Here is a 20,428-nt window from a genome sequence, read left to right on the forward strand (position 1 = left end):
AAAGCACGTGGATGCCCGGGACAAGCCCGGGCATGACGACCTCTTGCAGCCCGTCAGCACGCCTGTCGCTTTCGCCCGGGCTGCGACGCGCCGCATCGCGGCGCGCCAACCGGCCACAGCTTTGACAAACGCTTGACGTAGATCAACTCGCCTTGCTGCGGACTGAGCCGACCTCGTTGGGGGCCAACGACAAGGTGTTGAGCATGCGCGTCACCGGCAGGATGCTGTTCGTCTCGATGATCGCCTTGGCCTCGCTCGGAGCGATGTCGCAGCAACAACACTCGGATCAACCCATCGCCGACAACGAAATCCGCATCGGCAATGTCATGCCGTATTCGGGACCGCTCTCGGAGTTCGGCGCTATTGGCCAGGCGGAAGCGGCCTATTTCGACATGGTCAACGCGCGCGGCGGAATCAACGGCCGCAAGATCCGCTTCATCACGCGCGACGACAATTCCGATCCGATGACGGCGCTGGAGCTGACGCGCAATCTGGTCGAGACGGACGACGTGCATTTGATGTTCGGATCGTTCGGCACACCGGGTAATCTCGCCACGCGCTGGTATCTGAACGCAAAGAAGATCCCACAACTGTTCGTCGCCTCCGGCGACGAGGAGCTGAGCCAGGCCAAGGCGTTTCCCTGGACCATGGGCTGGCAGCCGTCGTTCCGGTCGGAGGGGCGCATCTACGCCAACTATCTCCAGGCCTATTATCCCAGGAAGAAGATCGTGGTGCTCTGGCAGAACGACCAGTTCGGGCGTGCGCTTCTCAAGGGCATGGAGGAAGGACTTGGCGAACTGAACCGTCTCGTCCTCGTCGACATCGCCTTCGACATTGCCGATGAGCATCTCGACGGACACGTCTCGATCCTCAAGCGCGCCGGCGCCGATATTTTCGTCTTTCTCGGTGTACCGTCGACGGCGTCCAAGGTGATCAAGCTGGCGGCGGCAATGAAATGGCGCCCGGTCTTCATCGTCAACGACGCCTCGGCCTCGATCGCAAATGCGATGGCGCCCGCAGGCCTGGAGAATTCCTCCGGCGTGATCTCGGCGGCTTTCCTCAAGGATCCGAGCGATCCCGCGTGGAAAGACGATCCCGCCATGAAGGACTGGTTCGCCTTCATGGACAAATACCATCACGACGAAAGCACCAACAACAGCGCCGCGCTCTATGGCTACGCCGCGGCCGAGGCGCTGACGCAGGTGCTGAAGCAATGCGGCGACGATTTATCGCGCGAGAACATCATGCGTCAGGCGGCTTCGCTGAGGAATTATCAGCCCTCGGTCGCCCTGCCCAACATCAGGATGAACACCTCGCCGACCAGCTACCTGCCGATCAGGCAGATGCGGTTGGTCCAGTTCGACGGCCGTTCCTGGCAACCCTTCGGCGACGTGATCGAGACGGCGTTTACGGAAGGCGCGGCGCGGTGAGTTGCTTCACGCTGGCAGCGGTAGCGCACGGAGAAAACGTGACTAGGAGCTCGCCCGCGGCCATCCTTCGAGACGCCCGCCTAGGCAGGCCCTCAGGATGAGGTCGCGTTTTCGCAGCGAGAAATCCGACCCTCATGGTGAGGAGCCCGCCAGAGCGGGCGTCTCGAACCATGCAGGCCGAGCACGTTCGACAACCTCAACTGCGACTGCGACAGCCCTGCCTCACACCGGCTTCAGCGAGGCCAGCGCGTTCTCCAGCAGCGAGCGCACCCGCGCTGCGTCGCCGGATTTCACTACCGCGGGGTCGAGATAGAGCTCCAGCCCGGGGGCACGCTCGGTAATGATGCCGCTTGTCTCCACTGAAGCGTCGTTCAGCGCATCCACGGAGTACGGAATCACTTCGCGGCTGATGCCTTTCATCGTGATCGCGGGCAGCGCGTGGGCGCGGACGATGTCGCTGACCAGCGCAAAGGTTTCATAGCTCAGCACGATGCCGCCGGGCTCGGCGATCGATTGCAGGCGCGCGGCGAGGTTCGCCTCCGCACCGATGATGGTGTAGTCCATGCGATCGCTGCTGCCGAAATTGCCGACATTGCAATAGCCGGAATTGATGCCCATGCGCGCCTTGAACGGCAGCTCGATGCCGGAGGCGCGCCATTTCGCATTGAGCTCGGTGAGGCGGTGCTGCATGCGCCAGGCCATCTGGAGGCAGGCCTGAGCGTCGGCGCGGTCGCCCTTGGTCTCGGGATCGCCGAAGAAGATCAGCATGGCATCGCCGATGAACTTGTCGATGGTGCCGCCAAATTCGTGGGCGACCGCCGACATCTCGGTGAAATATTCGTTGAGGAGCTGGGTCAGCAACTCCGGCTGGAGCCGCTCCGCCGTCGCGGTGAAGTTCTGGATGTCCGAGAAGAAGATGGTGAGCTTCTTGCGTTCGGTGTGGATGGTGACGTCCTTCTGGCCAGAGAAGATGCTTCGGTAGACCTGCGGCGGAATGTAACGCGAGATCTTCATCGAGAGCGAAGCCAGGAAGTCGTTGGCGGATTCGAGCTCCCTGTTCATGCCCTTGATGCGGCTCGCCTGGCGGCGCTGCAGCGAGAGAAACGACAAGCCGCTGCCGGCCGCGATCAGGAAATAGGCCAAGAGGAATTTGAACGAGAAGATGTTGGCGGCGATCGGCTGGGCGATGATCACCTCCTGGATGCCCCTGACGTCACCCACCTTCCAATCCTTCTTCGGACTTTCAGGGTGGCTGTTGTGGCAGCTGACGCAGGCCGGGCCCATCGTCACCGGAGCGATCAAGCGGACCTTGTCGTTGAACAGCGAGGTCTCGGTCTCGACGATCTTCTGCTCGGGATCGTTGCGAAGCGATTCGAGCGCATCCTTCTCGAACTTGTCGAGCTGGTGCGGGGCGCGATTCTGGAACGGGAAGTCCGAAACGAAACGGTAGGTGATGTTTTCCTGCTGCGCTCCGATTACCCGCCCGAGCTCCAGCGACAGCGTGGCCGGGATCGGGACCCCGCCGGGGACGGATTCGTAGTTGTGAACCACCCTGGTCGTGCCGTTCGGATTGGCGATGATGCGCCCGACCACGTTGGTCGCGTAATAGCTGCGCACGCTCGTGATCACCGAATTCAGGTCGATCGCCTGCCGGCGCAGCGCGGTCTTGCTGAGTTCGGTCAGGTCCAGCCACACTGCGAGCGGCAAAGCGAGCAGGAGGAAGGCGACCGCGGCACCGGTCAGGATGCCACTCTTGCGCTGTTCTTCGGAGATCTCTTGCTTCACTCTTTGGCTCCGTGATGAGCGTTCTTGTCTCGAACTCGGGGGATGCGGAACAGAGCCAATAAACGCGCTCCCGCGCAACCCCATTTTATGGTGGTCGCGCCAAGCGGCTTTTCGTTTCATGGCGAATGTTTAAGATCGGCATTAATCTGCATTCACTCCACCGGGAGATCCATCAAATGACCGAGACCATCCGTATCAAGCGCTTCAATGCGCGCCCCGTGATCGTGCCGATGAACCTCCCGCTCAAAACCTCGACCGGGGCTGTCGCAAAGGCGCCGCTGGTGCTGATCGACTGTGAGACCGACCTGGGCGCGCGGGGGCACGCCTATCTGTTCTCGATCACCCCCTCGGCCTTGAAGCCGCTGACGGCGATGGTCGCGGAAATGTCAGAGCTCGTCGCGGGCGACGAGCTGCTGCCCTTCGAGATCGAGCGCAAGCTGACCCAGCGCTTCACGCTCTTGGGTCTGGCCGGCCTGCAGCGGCTGGCGCAATCCGGCATCGACATGGCGGCATGGGACGCGCTGGCCCGCGCTCGAAGCCTGCCGCTGGCGCGCCTGCTCGGCGGCGCGCCGAAACCGGTTCCGGCCTACAATTCGAAGGGGCTCGGCATCATGCCGGCGGGTGCCGCGGTGGAGGAGGCCCACAAGCTGCTGGCCGAGGGCTTCCAGGCCGCAAAGATCCGCGTCGGCCGTCCCGATGCGCGGGAAGACCTGAAGGTGGTGCGCGCGGTGCGCAAGGCCGTCGGCGACGAGGTGACCTTGATGTGCGACTACAATCAGGCGCTGACGGTCAGCGAGGCCATCCGCCGCGGCGAGATGCTCGACGACGAGGGGCTCACCTGGATCGAGGAGCCGATCCGTCACGACGACTATTCCGGCTGCGCCCGCATCGCGGATGCGCTGCGCACCCCGGTCCAGATCGGCGAGAACTTTGACAGCGCGTTCGCGATGCAATCCGCGCTGTCGGCGGAAGCCTGCGACTACGTGATGCCCGACGTGCAGCGCATCGGCGGCGTCACCGGCTGGCTGCGCGCCGCCGCGCTGGCGCATGCCGCAGGCATCGAGATGTCGACGCATCTGTTCTCGGAAGTCAGCGCGCATCTTCTCTGCGTGACGCCCACCGCGCACTGGCTGGAATATGTCGATTGGGCCGACGCGGTGCTGGCGACCCGTTTGCAGATCAAGGACGGCTTTGCCCTGCCAAGCGAGGAGCCCGGCAACGGCATTGCGTGGGACGAGGCCGCGGTGAAGAAGTATCTGGTCGAATAGGCCGCGTTCGTCGCGGCGCATCACATCGCGGACTTCGGAACCTGACGATCACCGAGCGAACATGCCATCTACGACCGAACAGTGGCAATCATACTCAGCTCGACCGGTGCGCCCCGCGGCAACTCGGCGACGCCAACAGATGTACGCGTATGACGGCCGCGATCACCTAGGCGCTCGATCAGCCGGTCGGAGGCGCCGTTCATGACTTGCGATTGCTGCGTAAATCCAGGCGCCGAGGCGATGTATCCAACGAGCTGCAAGACCTGGACGATCTTGTCCTCTCCGCCTGTTGCGTGGTTGATGGCCGAAATGCAGAGATCAGCGCAGAGTGCAGCAGCTTCCTGTGCTGCGGCGACATCGACACCTGCGCCGACTTTGCCTGAGTACAGCAGGTCTTCGCCGCGACGCGGCAGCTGACCACTGACATACGCAATTCCACCATGGATGATCACCGGCAGGTAGTTGCCGCCGGGCTTGTTCACGCTGCTCATTTCGGTAACCTGCCTTCTTTCCACATCCGCGGTGAGCGATACAGTTTCGCCGAATGCCAGGTTCGCCGCCGCGAAGGATCGGACAATGGCAGGCGGCGAGTCACGGATCAAGGCAGCGCCAGGCGGCACGTTCGGGCCAGCATCAAGCCGCTATCCGACCGGATTGAAGGACCTGCTAGGCGGGCCGAAGAAGGCGTCCCCCTGAGAGGCGCCCGCGTTACCACGTCTCCGCGCCCGGAATCTTCCTTCGTACCGCCATGCGCTGGATCCATATGCAGCGACGCACGGATCTGTTGGAACGGCCGACCGCCGAGATCCCCTCGCCGGCCTGAAGCAACGGCGCCACGTTTTCGCGCAGCACACGACAGCGCTGGAGCTCGGCCTGCCAGTCGATGGCGGCTGCGTCGGCCCGCGACGCAATCAGCGACAATACAGCTAGGGCAAGACAGCCCGTTCGCATGGGTCGGAGTTCCTTCACCGTGATCCGCCCGGATCGCGCCGGTAGCGGAAGTCGCAATGCGGAGCGCCTTGCATGATGGTCTGCGTTCGCGTCAGCGCGACGTCGGGGCCGAAACCTTCGGCGGTCGCAAAGTCGGCGGTGCAGACCAGGAGAAAGCCGAGCTTGGGCTCGCCCAGCGCCTTGTAGAACTCGGCATAGGCGCATCGCTTCACATCAAGCGCGAAGACGTCCTCGGTCTGCTCGACAATATTGTAAGCGAGCGCGTCGTCACGGGCATAGGTCTGGAAGGCGGAGGACACCGCCTTGCCGAGATTGTTCTCGTTCTTGGCTTTCCAGAATTCCTCGCCGAAACCGCGATAGAGATCGCCGAGCGCCTTGCGCACCAGCGCATTGGCATGCGTCTCGCCGAGCTCGGCCTGGAGCGCCTTGACCAAGGGCACCAACACCTGCGCCTGGATTCTGACCTGTTCGAGCACGGAAATGCTCATGGCAAACTCACGTCGCGGACCAAGAGGATCATAGATCCTATGGGTGACGGGTAGCGATAACCCACTCCCCCAGAGGATCACGGACTGCAGCAATCATAGCCGCGAATAGCACGATTTGCTAACTTTCCGCGGGATAAACCAAGCGGCCGTCAGCCATCATGTGCGCCGCCGGATTCATCTCGGCCAGTTTGACCTCCCCGGGTCCCGTAATGTGAAACACGCTCTCGCCGCCGGCGAGCAGGTAATCGGTGATGATCCGCCGGTGGCAGCGCCACCATACCGTCTCGGCACACATGATGGCGCATCGCTGCGCCTGCCCGAGTTCGCGCAGATGCGCGAGCCCCTCGCGAAAGCTCTCGCTCACCGCATAGTCGGCATAGTTGTGAAAGCTGTCGTTCTGCCAGAAAGCATTGGTCTCGCGCGGTATCTCCCGCTTGCGGCTGCGCAGGCCGCCGAGCGAGGCGATATGCTCATAGTCGACCGAAACGGCCCCGAGTGCTTGCGACAGGGCCTCGCGATTGTATTGGGGATTGGTGCGCGAGCGGGGCACGGTGCGGACGTCGACGAGATGCGTGACGGACACGCTCTGCAACAGGACAACGAATTCACCGATTGGACGTGTGCCGTGGCCGATCGTGAAGAATGGGTGAGCCATCGCCCGTCAGCTCCGGAGCAAGTGCAACGCCCGGCCCTTATGCAAGGCGACGTGATCGGTCTTGTCGCTTTTGATCTCGTATTGCGGATCGTCGGGGCTGGCATGGTGGACGTAGCCCTTGTACTCGACGTCCTTTGGTGTGCACGCGGAGGATGTGGCCGCGCACCCGGCCGGCCTCGGAATTCCAGCTGACATGGTCGCCACGCTTGAACACTTTCGGCATGGCGAACCAATGCGGGAGCGCGTCTGGACGTTCCAGGCTGCGGAGCAGAACGCCCCAGTCCGTCTACGCTCTTCGAGCTACGCCGGACACGCTTCGCCCGAGAGGTCTTGGCTGTGCCACGCGAAGCCGAAGGCGAAGCGTGGTGGGCGCGACAGGGATCGAACCTGTGACCCCTACCATGTCAAGGTAGTGCTCTCCCGCTGAGCTACGCGCCCTAGATGTCGTCTAGATCGGGTCGGGTCCCTATAACGGCTCACGGGAGCCGGTGCAAGGACGGAAGGGGGCCGATTTAGGCCGCCAGCATCTTGTTCACTTCGCTGACCAATTCGCGCAAATGCACGGGCTTGGACAGCACCTTGGCGTTCTTGGGGGCGTCCGAATCCGAGTTCAGGGCGACCGCGGCGAAGCCGGTGATGAACATGATCTTGATGTCGGGGTCGAGTTCCGAGGCCCGGCGGGCGAGCTCGATGCCGTCCATCTCCGGCATCACGATGTCGGTGAGCAGCATCTCGAACGGCTCTTCCCGCAGCCGCTGATAGGCGGCCATGCCGTTATCGTGGGACGAGACCTGAAAACCGGCGTTTTCCAGCGCCTTGACCAGGAAACGGCGCATGTCGTTGTCGTCTTCGGCGAGCAGGATCTTTGGCATGGCGGAAATGTCGAATCCCCAGAGGATATCAGCGGAGGTCACTAAGCCCGACGGAGGGTAAATTTGGGGTGAAAATCTTTACCGTCCGCAGCTCGCGCTGCCGGACTCTTGTGAACCGGAATACGGCATGAAGCAATCGAGCCGTACCTGCCGGTCCCCACCTCGCTGCCCGCAGGGTTAAGACATGTTCCAGCGCAGATCTCATCTTTTCGCTTGGCAGGATGGTTGCGATTCCGGACAATGACGACACATAAGAGCCGCCTGATCGGCCGAATCAATGCGTTAAGGCCGGTGCTGGGCTTGTTGGATCGTGCGGCGCCAAGGGCGAAGCCTGATACGGAGAGGCGAAGCCTGATACCAAGGGGCGAAGCCTGATTGCCAAGGGATGAAGCCTGACACCAAGGGACGAAGCCTGAGAAGATGACCCGGTTTGACGGCGACAAGTCGCCCGCCTTCGAGATCGTTGAGCCCGCGCAATGGCGCGCGCCGATTATCTTCAACTCGCCCCATTCCGGCTCGACCTATCCGGACGAATTCCTCAGCGCCTCCAGGATCGACCTGCCGACGCTGCGGCGTTCCGAAGATTCCTTCATGGACGAGCTGATCGGCCATCTCAGCGAGCGCGGCTTTCCGACCGTGCGGGTCAACTTTCCGCGCTCCTATGTCGACGTCAATCGTGAACCCTATGAGCTCGATCCCCGGATGTTCACCGGGCGCCTGCCGAGCTTTGCCAACACCCGCTCGATGCGGGTCGCCGGCGGGCTCGGCACCATTCCGCGCGTGGTCGGCGACGGCCAGGAGATCTATCGCGAGCGCATCCTGGTCGACGACGCGCTGGGGCGGATCGAGACGCTGTACAAGCCCTATCATCGCGCGCTGCGCCGGCTGATCAACAAGGTGCACCAGATGTTCGGCACCGTCGTGCTGGTCGACTGCCATTCGATGCCCTCGGTCGGCGTCTCCCGCGACGAGCCGCGGCGGCCCGACATCGTGATCGGCGACCGCTACGGCACCAGCTGCACGCCGCTATTGCCCGACCGGGTCGAGGAGACCATGGCCGGGCTCGGCTATTCGATCGGCCGCAACAAGCCCTATGCCGGCGGCTTCATCACCGAGCATTACGGTAACCCGGCGAGCGGCCTCCACGCCGTGCAGCTCGAACTCAACCGCGCGATCTACATGGACGAGCGGCGGCGCGAGCGCAGTCCGCGCTTTGCGCAAGTGGCGTCGGACTTCGGCGTGCTCGCCGACGTGCTGGCGACCACGGTCCCGTTCGGCGATCTCGGCCCGTTCCAGGCCGCGGCGGAATAAGCGCGACGTTTTCTGCGAATGATTGTGTTGGGTGCGATCAGCGCGAACGCGTTTCGCGGCGCGCATTGAAATGAAAGCCCACGCTGAAAGAAATGAGAGGCTGAAAGAAAAAAGGGCCGCTTCTAATGAAGAAGCGGCCCAAGTCTAGGGAGGAAACGCCCAAGGAGGGCAGCAGTAACGCGAGAAGCGCTACCGCACCGCAACAATATGCGGCCGCGACGCACAAAGTGCAAGGGCTTTCGAGCAGTTTCCCATGCAATGAGGACATAGCTCGGTTGCTTCCAGAGAAACCCGGATTCAGTTCCTTTGATAAGTAAATTCAATGGGTTGATAATCATTTGCATACCAACGAGGCAGATCCGGAACTAAGGTTTCAACTCAATGATCGATATTTGCCCAGCGGGTGTCTTGACGAGGCGAACGCTTCCCGCATCCAAAATACCAGCGTGCAAAAGCAAGACAGCGCTGCACGATCCTTCCGATTTGAGCTAGGCAGGAGTGAGCTTCACCCGACTTTCGCTTTTTGAGGATACGCCGTGACGGTGATCGATTTCTCCGCCTTCATCGGACGGCTCGCCACCGCCTCCGGCGAAACCATCCTGCCGTTCTTCCGCACCTCGCTGTCGATCGAGGACAAGAGCAAGACCAAGGATTTCGACCCCGTAACCGAGGCCGACCGCGCCGCGGAGGCGGTGATGCGGCGTCTGATCAAGGCCAACTTTCCCCAGCACGGCATCGTCGGCGAGGAATTCGGCAACGAGCGCGAGGATTCGGATTACGTCTGGGTGCTCGACCCCATCGACGGCACCAAATCCTTCATCGGCGGCTTTCCGATCTGGGGCACGCTGATCGCGCTCCTGCACAAGGGCACGCCGGTCTACGGCATGATGCACCAGCCCTTCATCGGCGAACGCTTTTCCGGTGACAGCGGCTCGGCTCATTATAATGGCCCCTCCGGCGAGCGCCGGCTCCAGGTCCGGCGCTGTGCTTCGCTGTCGGAGGCGACGACCTACACCACCAGCCCGCTGCTGATGAACGAGCGCGACCGCGCCATCTTCGGCCGCATCGAGAAGGGCGCGCGGCTGTCGCGCTATGGCGGCGACTGCTACTCCTATTGCATGCTGGCGGCGGGTCACGTCGATCTCGTGGTCGAGACCGAGCTGAAGCCTTACGACATCGCAGCCCTGATCCCCATCGTGACCGGCGCCGGCGGCGTCGTCACCACCTGGGAAGGCAAGCCGGCGCAGGGCGGCGGCCGCATCGTCGCGGCCGGCGACGCCAGGGTTCACGAAGAAGCACTGAAACTGCTCAACGGATAGGCGATTTATTGTTTGCGCATGATCCTCTCGGAAAACCGCTGCACACTTTTCCGGATCATGCTTCAGGGAGCCTGCATGACCAACCGGCGCACGCTCCTTCTCGCGGCCTTGCTTCTGTTTCCGACACTGGCCTGCGCCCAGAATTTCCCGGCCAAGCCAATCAAGCTGATCGTGCCGTTCCCGGCCGGCGGCCCCAACGACATCATCGCGCGGGTGATCGGCCAGCGCATGTCGGAGCTGTCAGGGCAGCCGGTGCTGATCGACAATCGCGGCGGCCAGGGTGGCGTCCTCGGCACCGATGCCGTCTCCAAGGCTGCCCCTGACGGCTATACCATCGCGATCTCCTCGGCCGGCGCGCTCGCCATCAGCCCGAGCATGGAGCGGGTCGCCTACGATACGCTCAACGACCTCACGCCGGTGACGCTGGTCGCAACCGTGCCGGAAATGTTGGTGGTGGCGACCAATGTGCCCGCAAAGGACATCGGCGAATTGATCGCGCTCGCCAAGGCGCAGCCGGGAAAACTCAACTTCGCCTCCTCCGGCCCCGGCAGCCTGCCGCATCTCGCCGGTGAATTGTTCAAGCTGACGGCCAGGATCGACATCGTGCACGTGCCCTATCGCGGCGCGGCGCCGGCCGTGAACGATCTGCTGGGCCAGCAGGTGCAGATGACGTTCCTGGATCTCCCCGTGCTGCTGCCGCAGGTCAAGGCGGGCGCCCTGCGACCGATCGCAGTTGGCTCCGCCGAGCGTTCGCCGACGGCGCCTGATGTGCCGACCACCGCGGAAGCCGGCTTTGCCGATCTGCGCATCGAGAACTGGTACGGCATGGTCGCGCCGAAGGGCACGCCGAAGGAGATCGTCACCGCGCTGCATGGTCTGGCCACGAAGGCGATGGCGGATCCCGCGGTGAAGGAAAAGCTCGCCGCCCAGGGCGCAGCGCTGGTCGGCGACGAGCCGGAGCACTTTCGCACATTCATCGCGGAGGAGACCAGGAAATGGGCAAAGGTGATCAAGGAAGCTGGCGTGGAGACGGCGAAGTAACTGTGTCTTGCCCCTCCTGAAGGGGCGGAAAAATCTTGGAGCTCACACCGCCGCAGCCCGCAAATGCTCCACCAGCATCTTGGCCGGGCGCGGCAGGGTCTTGAAGCTTCGCGCGCAGATCACGAGTTTGCGGTTGGCCCAGCTATCGCGCAGGCGGACCATGGCGAGCGGCATCAGTTTTGCGCAGCGGCGGGCTGCGGCTTCGGGCACCAGCGCGACGCCGACATCGGCGGCGACCATCTGGCAGATCGCATCGAAGTCGCGCAGGCGCGCGCGGTAATGCGGCCGCATGCCGAGCCGGGCGGCGTGCTTCGAAATATGCACCTGAAGCGCGGTGGCGCTGGTCAGCCCGACGAACTCGCAAGCACCCGCCTCCTGGAAATCGATCGCGCGGCGGCCCGCGAACGGGCCGCGCCTGGACGTCACCAGCGTCAGGCGATCCTCGCTGAAGGCGAATCGCTCGATATGATCGGGCAGCGCGTGCTCGGCGGCGAAGCCGAGATCGGCCGCGCCCGCAGTGATCGCGGCCGCGATGTCGGTGCTCTCGCGCTCCTCGATGTCGATGGCGACGTCGCGGTGCTCGCGCAGGAAGCCGGCAAGCGCCTTCGGCAGATGCTCCGAGAGGCCGGAGGTATTGGCGAGGAAATGCACGCTCGCGCGCACGCCGCTGGCAAAGCCGGCGAGATCGCCGCGCATGGCGTCGATCTGGTGGATGACGAGACGGGCGTGATCGAGCAGGCTCTCGCCGGCCGCGGTCAATTCGACGCCGCGGCGCCCGCGCTTGAGCAGCGCGACGCCGAGTGCATCCTCCAGCCCCTTGATGCGCGCGCTGGCCGAGGCCAGGGCCAGATGCGACCGCTCCGCGCCGCGGGTGATGCTGCGCTGGTCGGCGACCGCGATGAACAGCTGGAGGTCGACGAGGTCGAAGCGCATCCCGGGTCCCTTCAGCCTTCGTTTCAGACGAAGGTTTTCTCCGTAAGCTACAGATTGTGCCGAAGCGCGGCATCGGTCAATGTGCAGATATGATCGACCCGCTCCTCGTTCTCATCGCCGCCGTTTTCCTGATTGCCGGATTCGTCAAGGGCGTGGTCGGACTCGGCCTGCCGACGGTGTCCATGGGCCTGCTCGCGGTGAGCATGGCGCCGAGCCGCGCGATCGCCATCGTGATCGTGCCCGCCATCCTCACCAACATTTGGCAGACTTTCGTCGGCCCCCATTTGCGCGATATCCTGAGGCGGCTGTGGCCGCTGATGATCGGCACCGTGATCGGGTGCTGGCTCAATGCCGGCGCGCTCACCGGTCCGCATGCGCGCTACGGCACGATCGTGCTCGGCATCCTGCTCGTCATCTACGCGATCATCGGGCTGAACAAATTCCAGTTTCACGTTGCGCCAAAGAACGAGAAATGGGTCGGCGGCGTGGTCGGCTTGGTCACCGGCGTGATCTCGGCCTCGACCGGCGTGCAGGTGATCCCCTCGATGCCGTTCATGCAGGCGATCGGCATGGAAAAGGACGAGCTGGTGCAGGCGCTCGGCGTGTTTTTCACGACAGCGACACTGGCGCTCGCCTTCAACCTCACCGCCGGCGGATTGCTGACGCCGGCCAACGCGGTGCCGGGCGCCGTCGGCATGGCCTGCGCGTTTGCCGGCATGTATATCGGCCAAACGGTGCGGGCGCGGATGCCGGCGGAAGCGTTTCGCCGCTGGTTCCTGATCGCGATGATCCTGCTCGGCCTCTATCTCGCCGGCAGCGCGCTGCTGAAGGAATTCGCGTAGAGGACGTTACCGCGTCTCCAGCATGGCGACGCGAATGCCGAGATAGATGAAGAGGCCGCCGAGGGCACGGTTGACCCAGGCGACCGCGCCTTCGGAGCTCCGCAAGCGGTGGGCGGCCTTTGCCGCGAACGCCGCCAGCACCAGGCACCACAGCGTTCCCGTGCAGATGAAGATCAGGCCGAGCGTCAGGAAGGCGAGCGGCTTGTGCGCCGAGTCGGCTGCGACGAATTGCGGCAGGAAGGCCAGGAAGAACAGCGCGACCTTGGGATTGAGCGCGTTGGTGAAGACGCCCTGGAGGAAAACCCGCCGCAGCGAGCTCTGCACCGGCTCGTCGATGGCCGAGGCCAGCACCGGGCGCGACCACAGCATCTGAAGCCCGGTCACGACGAGATAGGCCGCTCCGGCCAGCTTCAGGATCGAGAACGCGGTCGACGAGGCCATCAGCAGGGCCGAAAGGCCGATTGCCGCGCCCGCGACGTGGAAAAAGCAGCCGCAACTGATGCCCAGCGCGGCCGCGGCGCCACCTCGCCAGCCCAGCTGCATGCTGCGGCCGATCACATAGACCGTATCAGGCCCCGGCGTGATGTTGAGCAGCACGCCTGACAGGACGAAGAGCCAGATTTCGTGAATGCCCAGCATGTGTGACGTGCCTCCGTCGCCCAACCATGGCCCAAGAGGCCGGCTTAGTGGGTTCGCTCGTCCCCGTCCACTGCCGGGATTGCCGAGGATTTACCTCGAATTTGCAATGCGGTTCGTACTTTCGCTCAGCCTCATCTGCTCTATAAGGAACGGGTTCTTTGAACGCGGGATTCGAGGCGACTGCCACGCCGTGGCCGGTCCTCGATTTCTTCCAAGTCTCTTGCAAGTCTCTTGGAGCTCCGGAATATGGAAAGACGTCTGGCTGCCATTGTCTGCGCCGATGTCGCCGGCTATTCGCGCATGATGGGCACCGATGAGGCCGGCACCCATGCCGCCTTCAAGGCCCATCGCAGCGCGATCCACCCCATCATCCTCAATCACGGCGGCCGCGTCGTCAAAAACACCGGCGACGGCTTCCTGCTGGAATTCCCCTCGATCGTCGGCGCCACCGAGGCCGCGATCGCGATGCAGACGCTGATGGCGGAGCGCAATCACCATCTGCCCGCCGATCGCGCCATGCAATTCCGCCTCGGGATCCATATGGGTGACGTCATCGCCGACGAGGACGAGGTGTTCGGTGACGATGTCAACATTGCCGTCCGCCTCGAAGCCGTGGCGAGCCCCGGCGGCTTCGCGATCTCGGCCAAGGCCTACAAGGAGGCCAGCAAGCATCTCACCGTGCCGCTGGTCGATGCCGGCAACCACCGCTTCAAGAACATCAAGGATCCGATCGGGGTCTGGACCTGGACACCTGAGGGTGCACCGGCGCTTGCGCCCGCGCTGAGGGAGGCATCCGCCCTCTCGCAGCAGTACCGCACCGCGATCGTCGGCGTGCTGCCCTTTGCCAATCTCAGCGACGCACAGGACGAGTATTTCTCCGACGGCCTGACCGAGGATCTGATCCACGCGCTGTCGCTGCAATCCTTTTACCGCGTGCTGAGCCGCAACTCGACTTTCGTGTTCAAGGGCAACAACGTCAGCACCCGCCTGATCGCGCGGGAGATCGACGCTAGCTATCTGATCCAGGGTTCGGTGCGGCGTGCCGGAGCCAAGATCCGCGTCACCGCCGAGCTGATCGCGCCGGAGACCGGCGAGCAGCTCTGGACTGGCCGCTACGACCGCGACATCGGCGATCTCTTCGCGATGCAGGACGAGATCACCACCAACCTGTCCGCCGCCATCGCCACCGAGATTGTCCGGGCCGAGGCCTCGGCGCCGGCCCGGCTCTCGACCGATGTCACCGCCTGGGACCGCTTCCTCAAAGGGCTGTCGCACTATTATCGGCAAACCAAGGAAGACCTGGCCATCGCCGTCGACCTGTTCCGGGAGGCCATCAGGCTCGAGCCCAAGCTGTCGATTGCGCACGCCTATCTCGCCACGATCCAGATCCAGAGCATCCAGTTCGGCTGGGTCAAGGGCACGCGCGAGATGTGGGCCGAAGCGATGAAGCTTGCCGAAACCAGCGTCCGGCTCGATCCGCGCTCGTCATTTGCGTTCTCGATCCTGTCCTGGACCCACGCGCTGGAGGGCCATTACGAGGCCGCGATGGACGCCGCCAAGCGCGCCGTCGCGCTCAACCCCTACGACAACGGCGCGCGCGGCGTGCTCGGCATCTGCCATTTCGCCATCGGCGAGCACCGCGAGGCGATCGAGCTGTTCTCGCTGGCCGCACAGCGCGACAACAGCGATCCGCGCTACCAATGGGCCGCGCTGAACGCCTTCAGCCATTATCTGCTGGGCCAATATGACGCGACCCTGTCATGGGCTCGAGAACAGCTCTACATCAACCCGAACCATTTGCAGGCGCTGGCAATCCGCGCCGCGGCGCTGGCGCAATTGGGGCGGGGCGACGAGGCGGTCGAGGCGACCCGCGTGCTCATGGCGAACTACCCGACTCTCAATGTCGACCGCCATTTGCGCAATTTCCACTGGAAGCGGCCCGAGGACCTCGCCCATTACCGCGCCGGACTCTTGAATGCGGGTGTGCCGTTCGGCAAACTGACCCTGGTCTCGAGCGACGTCAAACGCGTCGCCGAATCCTGAGGGCCAGCCGCGGCCACGCGGCAGTGTCCCCTCCGCCTTTATTGACACGACAGTGAATTCAGCCACACTCCGCTACACGCTGAAGTAGTATAATGTGTTGTCGGTTTGTCAGGACTTTCCGCGCTCTATCGCCGCGTCTGTATTTCACGATTCGCCGTTTTCAGGATTTTGGGCCATGCATGACTCTGCTCCGAAGCCCCCCTTCGACCCCTCGATCCAGGTCTCGCCGAACAATCCCTGTCCATTCCTCCGCGGCCTCGTCGGCGAGGGGTTTGTTGACGGCGGAACCGTCCCGCTCGGCACGCTGTCGCAAACGATCGCGAATGCGAGCGGCGAGACCGGGCTGAAGAAGGTCTCGGCCCGCATCCAGGTCCGCGGCGTCGCGCTTATCGCCAACGGTCTGGGTCACATCCTGAAGAGCATATTTTCCGGCGCGCAGCTCGACGCGTTGCGTGGCGGCCCCCTCGACAAGCGCGGTGCCGGCTCGCGCGTCCTCGGCGTCGACGGCAACGTCGATGAGGGCGAGCTTGCGCGGTTTGCGAGCTTCGGCCGGACCTACCAGGATCCGAACGGCGGCGACTCCGAGCCGGGTCTCAACGCCTCGGAAATCGGCGTCTTCATGCACGACAACCTCAAGCGCGCCGGCAGCGCCGCGCGCTGGTACTACCCTCTGCTGATGAAGTTCGAGTGGCCGATCCTCCTGAAGATCGCGGGCAAGGGCGCGGGTGAGGACCGCTATCTCAGCGTGGCCGACGTGCGCACTCTGTTCAACGAGCGGCAATTCCCTGCTCGCATCAACCAGCGGCTCGTATCGCAGCCGGTGCTGTCGACCTGCCAGCGCGTAGTGCGGGGCGCTCTCAAGGTTGCGGCCCTGCTCATCGCCCTCGGTCTCGCCTTGCTCGTTGCGGTCGCCGAATTCCCCGACCAGGTGCGCGCCATGCTGCCGCAAAAGGGAATTCTCGTGAATCTCCTGCCGCCGCCCTTGCCCACGGTCCCCGAGACGAAGGCGGCCTTTTGGCTCGAACAGAACTGGTCGCTGAAGGACAGGCACTGGTTTCACCACGCCAGTCAGGGCACCGCGACTTTCCCGGTGCCTTACGAATGGTTCATGGCGCTGGAGCAGCCGCGCCTGCATTTGTTCTCGCGGCCAGGCATGATGACGGACAGCGCCTATCTCGAGCGCTTCGGGTTCATCCCGAGCCCGCAGTCGATCCAGACCGATGCGACGTCACTGCGCCGCTTTGGCTACGCCAATGTCTACGAGACGACGCAGGCGCCGGACTGGTCGACTAGGTGGACGCCGGCGGAGAACGTCGACGGCCTGCCGGTCGGCTTCGCACGGATGACCGGTGTCATCGATCCCGCGACGGGCCGTCGCGAAGAGGACAAGATCGGACTGACCTGCGCGGGCTGCCATACCGGCCAGATCCACTACCAGGGCGTGGACGTGCGTTTCGACGGCGGTCCGGCCATGACCGATCTGAAGAAGCTCGAACTCTCCACCGGCCTGTCGATCGCCTACACGCTTTACGTGCCGTTCCGCTTCCAACGCTTCGCCGATCGCGTGCTCGGCCCCGATGCCAGCAAGGCTGACCGCGCCGCGCTCAAGCAGAAGCTCAGCGCGATCGGCAACTTCCTGATCGACTGGGCGAAAACCCAGCAAAAGACGATTGAAGGCAAGAAGACCTGGAACGGCCGGCAGCAGAGTGACACCGAGGAAGGGTTCGGTCGCCTCGACGCTCTCAATCGCATCGGCAATCAGGTTTTTTCGCAGGATCTCGCGCTGAGCGGGATCAAGGGATTCGAGAAGAACCTGCACGCCCAGGACGCCCCGGTCAGCTATCCCCCGATCTGGACCGTGCCCTGGTTCAAGTTCGCCCAGTACGACGCCTCGATCGAGCAGCCGCTGATCCGCAACGCCGGCGAAGCCCTCGGCGTGACGGCGCTGCTCAATCTGTCCGACGCCTACCCTGAGGACAGGCTGTGGCGGTCCTCCGTTCATATCAACACGCTCGGCTGGATCGAGGACATGCTCAGGGGGCCCGATCCGTTCAAGACGGCCGATCCCTCCACCGGTCCGAAGTTCGGCGGCCTGCTGGCGCCGAAATGGCCCTCGCAGATCCTCGGCGACAATTGGAGGCTCGATCAGAAGAAGGTCGACAACGGCCGCAAGATCTACGCCGAGATGTGTTCCGGATGCCATCTGCCGGCGATCGACACCCCGGCTTTCTGGTCTTCGGGACATTGGGAGCCCAGCGGCGACAGCAAGGTGCTGAACGCGGTGACGATCCCCCTCGACGAGATCAAGACGGATCCCGAACAGTCGCTCGTGCTCAGCAACAGGATCGTCGATCTGCCCGGCTTCCTGAAGGTGAATACGGCCGACCTCCAGAAATGGTGGCAATGCGACGTCTCGACCGCAAGCTCGCCGACCGAGATGGTGTATGCGCTCGGGCTGATGACGGTGGTGGATCTCGTCGCCCGCAAATGGATGGACGACGAGAAGACTCCGGACGCCGAGCGGGCGAAATTGTGGAATCTCGCGCGCAAGAACTGCCTCAATCCGGTGGGGGGAGCACGCTATCGGGCACGGCCGCTGAACGGCATCTGGGCCACGGCGCCCTATCTGCACAACGGCTCGGTGCCGTCTCTCTACTGGTTGCTCAAGCCTGCAAGCGAGCGCCCGCAAAAATTCTGCATGGGCCGCCGCGACTATGATCCCGTGACCGTCGGCTTTGCGGTCACCGCCAACGAGAAGTGCAAGACGGGTGAAACCGAGTTCTCGGCCGGGTCGGACAAGGATCCGATCCAGGGCAACAGCGTGCTCGGCCATTCCTTCGAGCGCAAGCCGGGCGAGCAAAAACGTCCCGGCGTGATCGGCCGCGTGTTCAAGGACGACAACGAGCGCTACGATCTGATCGAGTATCTGAAGACGCTGTAGCGAGTGATTCTACTTCCTCGTCATGGCCGGGCTTGTCCCGGCCATCCATGATCTGCCTCACGGCGCTAAGAACGTGGATGCCCGGGACAAGCCCGGGCATGACGTCGTGTGGTCGCAGGGAAGCATCGCTCCCCCCTCACTTGAACAGCGGCGTGCCCGGCACGAAGGCGTCGAAGGCCGCCCAGAATTGGGAACGGTAGCGGTCTTGCTCCTGGAGTATCTCGTGCTTGGCACCGGCGATCACGAGATGGGAGCCGGCGCGCAAATGATAGGCGAACTCCTCGATCGCCGCGATCGAGACCACGGTGTCGCTGGAGGCCGCCAGCATCAGGATCGGTTGACGGATATCGGACGGGTAGTTCTTGCCCTTGAAGGTGTTCATCGCGCGGAAGGCGGTATCGGCCCAGGCGACCGTCGGTGACGCGAGCCCGAGGGTCGGATCCTCCTCCAGGATCGCGGCATTGCGCGCATAGCGCACGGGATCGCTGGTCAGCGGATTGTTGATGAAGGGATTGAGCCCGGTGATCTGGTCGGTGCCGCCGGGGACATAACGGCCGCCCATCCCCAACACGCGCATCGTCTTCAGCAGCGCCCGCGCCGGAAACGAGGTGGCGCGGCCGGGCAGGTCGATCATCGGCGCCGACAGCACCATGCGGTCGAACCAGCGCTTGCCCGCATGCGCCACCCGCAGCATCACCGTGCCGCCCATGGAGTGGGCGAGCGCGAAGAAGGGCGGCGGGCAATCCGGCAGCACCACCTGCTGCACGAAGGTCTCGACGTCGATCTCGAAATCGGCGAAGTCGCGGACATATCCCTTGCGCGGATCGCGCAGGCGGCGCGAGGAGTGGCCCTGCCCGCGCCAGTCGATCATCGCCACCGCAAAGCCGCGGTCGCGCAAATCGCGCACGGTCTCGAAATATTTTTCGATCTGCTCGCTGCGTCCGGTGAAGACGCAGACGGTGCCCTTGCGGTTCGCCGGCGGCGCCCAGCGCGCAAAGCGCAGCTCGACCCCATCAGGGGTTTTGATGGTGCCGCTGACGACGTCTTCGGGAACGGGATTGGAGGGTATCGAGACCAGCGTCATGATGGGGAGGGCTTGGGCACGAAGTGCTGCAAATCAGGGGGCGGGAGCGCCGAAAAGGCTAAGTATCCGCCCTCTTGAACGCCGTTCTCGTCAACCCATATCACCTTGGTGCAGGCCGCTACCAGTGTTTCGGAACCGGAACATCAGGCTGCACACAGACGAAAGCCCGGCCCGATTGGCGGGCGGGTTACTCAACAGTCGCTCAATGGAGGACTTGACCATGCGTACGTACGACCTGACGCCCTTCTACCGTTCGACCGTCGGCTTCGACCGCCTCTTCAACCTGCTCGACCAGGCCGGTTCGGACGGCAGCCCCGGTTATCCCCCCTACAACATCGAGCGCACCGGCGAGAACGACTACCGCATCACCGTTGCGGTCTCGGGCTTTGCCAAGGATGAGCTCTCCATCGTCGCGAAGGAAAACACGCTGACGATCAAGGGCGAAAAAGTCGCCAACGAGAACTCGAAGGCCGAAGTGCTGTACCGCGGCATCGCCGCGCGTGCTTTCGAGCGCGCATTCCAGCTTGCCGATTTCGTGCAGGTGAAGAACGCCTCGCTCGAGAACGGGCTGCTTCACGTCGACCTCGTCCGCGAGATTCCCGAGGCGAAGAAGCCGCGCCAGATCGCGATCAACACCGGTGCGCAGGGCGCACAGGTGATCGAGAACTCGGTAGCCGCGTAAATCACGGACGCCACTTCCAGGTTGCGAAAACGCCCCGGTGCCCCGGGGCGTTTTTTTTGCGTGTTCAGTCGTTGGCTCGCGAAAGCTGCAAGTAGCCGCAAATCCTGCGGCCGGCAGCTGGTTTTCGGTTGAAATCGAAATACA

The 20,428-nt window shown here is 63.6% G+C and carries 18 protein-coding genes, 1 tRNA gene and 1 pseudogene; 9 read left to right on the top strand and 11 right to left on the bottom strand.

Going from position 1 to position 20,428, the window contains the following annotated elements; all coding sequences use genetic code 11:
- The first annotated feature begins 203 nt into the window (after positions 1–203).
- Positions 204–1,430 carry an ABC transporter substrate-binding protein gene (locus IVB40_RS31005; protein WP_247819615.1) on the top strand — a complete coding sequence of 409 codons (1,227 nt, stop codon included), beginning with the start codon at positions 204–206 and terminating at the stop codon, positions 1,428–1,430.
- A gap of 222 nt (positions 1,431–1,652) precedes the next feature.
- Here the strand turns inward: IVB40_RS31005 and IVB40_RS31010 are convergent, their stop codons facing one another.
- Complete coding sequence (locus IVB40_RS31010; RefSeq protein WP_247817253.1) at positions 1,653–3,215, bottom strand: adenylate/guanylate cyclase domain-containing protein; 1,563 nt, start codon at positions 3,213–3,215, stop codon at positions 1,653–1,655.
- Positions 3,216–3,391: 176 nt separating this feature from the next.
- Between IVB40_RS31010 and IVB40_RS31015 the strand changes: the two genes are divergently transcribed.
- A complete protein-coding gene (locus IVB40_RS31015) occupies positions 3,392–4,483 on the top strand; it encodes an enolase C-terminal domain-like protein (RefSeq protein ID WP_247817254.1) in 1,092 nt (363 codons plus the stop codon).
- Between the two features lie 68 nt (positions 4,484–4,551).
- Here IVB40_RS31015 and IVB40_RS31020 read toward each other — a convergent pair whose 3' ends face one another.
- The 7 genes and pseudogenes from IVB40_RS31020 to IVB40_RS31050 all read right to left on the bottom strand — a co-directional run bounded on the left by IVB40_RS31020 (position 4,552) and on the right by IVB40_RS31050 (position 7,449).
- Entirely contained in the window at positions 4,552–5,085 is a 534-nt protein-coding gene (locus tag IVB40_RS31020; RefSeq protein ID WP_247817255.1) for a RidA family protein, read from the bottom strand.
- Between the two features lie 106 nt (positions 5,086–5,191).
- Positions 5,192–5,434: a hypothetical protein gene (locus IVB40_RS31025; RefSeq protein WP_027565516.1), complete on the bottom strand. Its 243-nt coding sequence runs from the start codon at positions 5,432–5,434 to the stop codon at positions 5,192–5,194.
- 14 nt (positions 5,435–5,448) lie between these two features.
- Positions 5,449–5,922: an L-2-amino-thiazoline-4-carboxylic acid hydrolase gene (locus tag IVB40_RS31030; protein ID WP_027565517.1), complete on the bottom strand. Its 474-nt coding sequence runs from the start codon at positions 5,920–5,922 to the stop codon at positions 5,449–5,451.
- Between the two features lie 118 nt (positions 5,923–6,040).
- A complete protein-coding gene (locus tag IVB40_RS31035) occupies positions 6,041–6,577 on the bottom strand; it encodes a DUF488 domain-containing protein (protein ID WP_247357870.1) in 537 nt (178 codons plus the stop codon).
- Positions 6,578–6,583: 6 nt separating this feature from the next.
- Positions 6,584–6,800 (bottom strand): annotated as a pseudogene (locus IVB40_RS31040) (DUF2945 domain-containing protein).
- A 140-nt stretch (positions 6,801–6,940) separates the two neighbouring features.
- Positions 6,941–7,015, bottom strand: a tRNA-Val gene (locus tag IVB40_RS31045).
- A gap of 74 nt (positions 7,016–7,089) precedes the next feature.
- Complete coding sequence (locus IVB40_RS31050) at positions 7,090–7,449, bottom strand: response regulator (protein WP_007597092.1); 360 nt, start codon at positions 7,447–7,449, stop codon at positions 7,090–7,092.
- Positions 7,450–7,869: 420 nt separating this feature from the next.
- Between IVB40_RS31050 and IVB40_RS31055 the strand changes: the two genes are divergently transcribed.
- The 3 genes from IVB40_RS31055 to IVB40_RS31065 all read left to right on the top strand — a co-directional run bounded on the left by IVB40_RS31055 (position 7,870) and on the right by IVB40_RS31065 (position 11,120).
- On the top strand, positions 7,870–8,760 hold the full coding sequence (locus IVB40_RS31055; RefSeq protein ID WP_027565520.1) for an N-formylglutamate amidohydrolase: 891 nt from the start codon (positions 7,870–7,872) through the stop codon (positions 8,758–8,760).
- A gap of 536 nt (positions 8,761–9,296) precedes the next feature.
- Positions 9,297–10,079, top strand: coding sequence for a histidinol-phosphatase (gene hisN / locus IVB40_RS31060; RefSeq protein WP_247284704.1), 783 nt, complete (start codon positions 9,297–9,299; stop codon positions 10,077–10,079).
- A 75-nt stretch (positions 10,080–10,154) separates the two neighbouring features.
- Positions 10,155–11,120 carry a tripartite tricarboxylate transporter substrate binding protein gene (locus IVB40_RS31065; RefSeq protein WP_247817256.1) on the top strand — a complete coding sequence of 322 codons (966 nt, stop codon included), beginning with the start codon at positions 10,155–10,157 and terminating at the stop codon, positions 11,118–11,120.
- A gap of 42 nt (positions 11,121–11,162) precedes the next feature.
- Here IVB40_RS31065 and IVB40_RS31070 read toward each other — a convergent pair whose 3' ends face one another.
- Entirely contained in the window at positions 11,163–12,053 is an 891-nt protein-coding gene (locus IVB40_RS31070) for a LysR substrate-binding domain-containing protein (RefSeq protein WP_027565523.1), read from the bottom strand.
- Between the two features lie 89 nt (positions 12,054–12,142).
- Between IVB40_RS31070 and IVB40_RS31075 the strand changes: the two genes are divergently transcribed.
- Entirely contained in the window at positions 12,143–12,895 is a 753-nt protein-coding gene (locus IVB40_RS31075) for a sulfite exporter TauE/SafE family protein (RefSeq protein ID WP_247427960.1), read from the top strand.
- Between the two features lie 6 nt (positions 12,896–12,901).
- Here IVB40_RS31075 and IVB40_RS31080 read toward each other — a convergent pair whose 3' ends face one another.
- Positions 12,902–13,534: a LysE family translocator gene (locus IVB40_RS31080; protein ID WP_027565525.1), complete on the bottom strand. Its 633-nt coding sequence runs from the start codon at positions 13,532–13,534 to the stop codon at positions 12,902–12,904.
- 246 nt (positions 13,535–13,780) lie between these two features.
- Here IVB40_RS31080 and IVB40_RS31085 point away from each other — a divergent pair, with 246 nt between their 5' ends.
- On the top strand, positions 13,781–15,577 hold the full coding sequence (locus IVB40_RS31085) for a tetratricopeptide repeat protein (RefSeq protein ID WP_247817257.1): 1,797 nt from the start codon (positions 13,781–13,783) through the stop codon (positions 15,575–15,577).
- 175 nt (positions 15,578–15,752) lie between these two features.
- A complete protein-coding gene (locus tag IVB40_RS31090) occupies positions 15,753–18,518 on the top strand; it encodes a di-heme-cytochrome C peroxidase (protein ID WP_247817258.1) in 2,766 nt (921 codons plus the stop codon).
- 136 nt (positions 18,519–18,654) lie between these two features.
- On the opposite strand, the gene IVB40_RS31095 is transcribed toward IVB40_RS31090, so the two are convergent.
- A complete protein-coding gene (locus IVB40_RS31095) occupies positions 18,655–19,602 on the bottom strand; it encodes an alpha/beta hydrolase (protein WP_247284709.1) in 948 nt (315 codons plus the stop codon).
- Positions 19,603–19,822: 220 nt separating this feature from the next.
- On the opposite strand from IVB40_RS31095, the gene IVB40_RS31100 reads away from it, so the two are divergent.
- Positions 19,823–20,284 carry an Hsp20 family protein gene (locus tag IVB40_RS31100; protein WP_007597127.1) on the top strand — a complete coding sequence of 154 codons (462 nt, stop codon included), beginning with the start codon at positions 19,823–19,825 and terminating at the stop codon, positions 20,282–20,284.
- Positions 20,285–20,428: the final 144 nt, after the last annotated feature.

This window comes from Bradyrhizobium sp. 40, assembly GCF_023100925.1.
GTDB lineage: Bacteria > Pseudomonadota > Alphaproteobacteria > Rhizobiales > Xanthobacteraceae > Bradyrhizobium.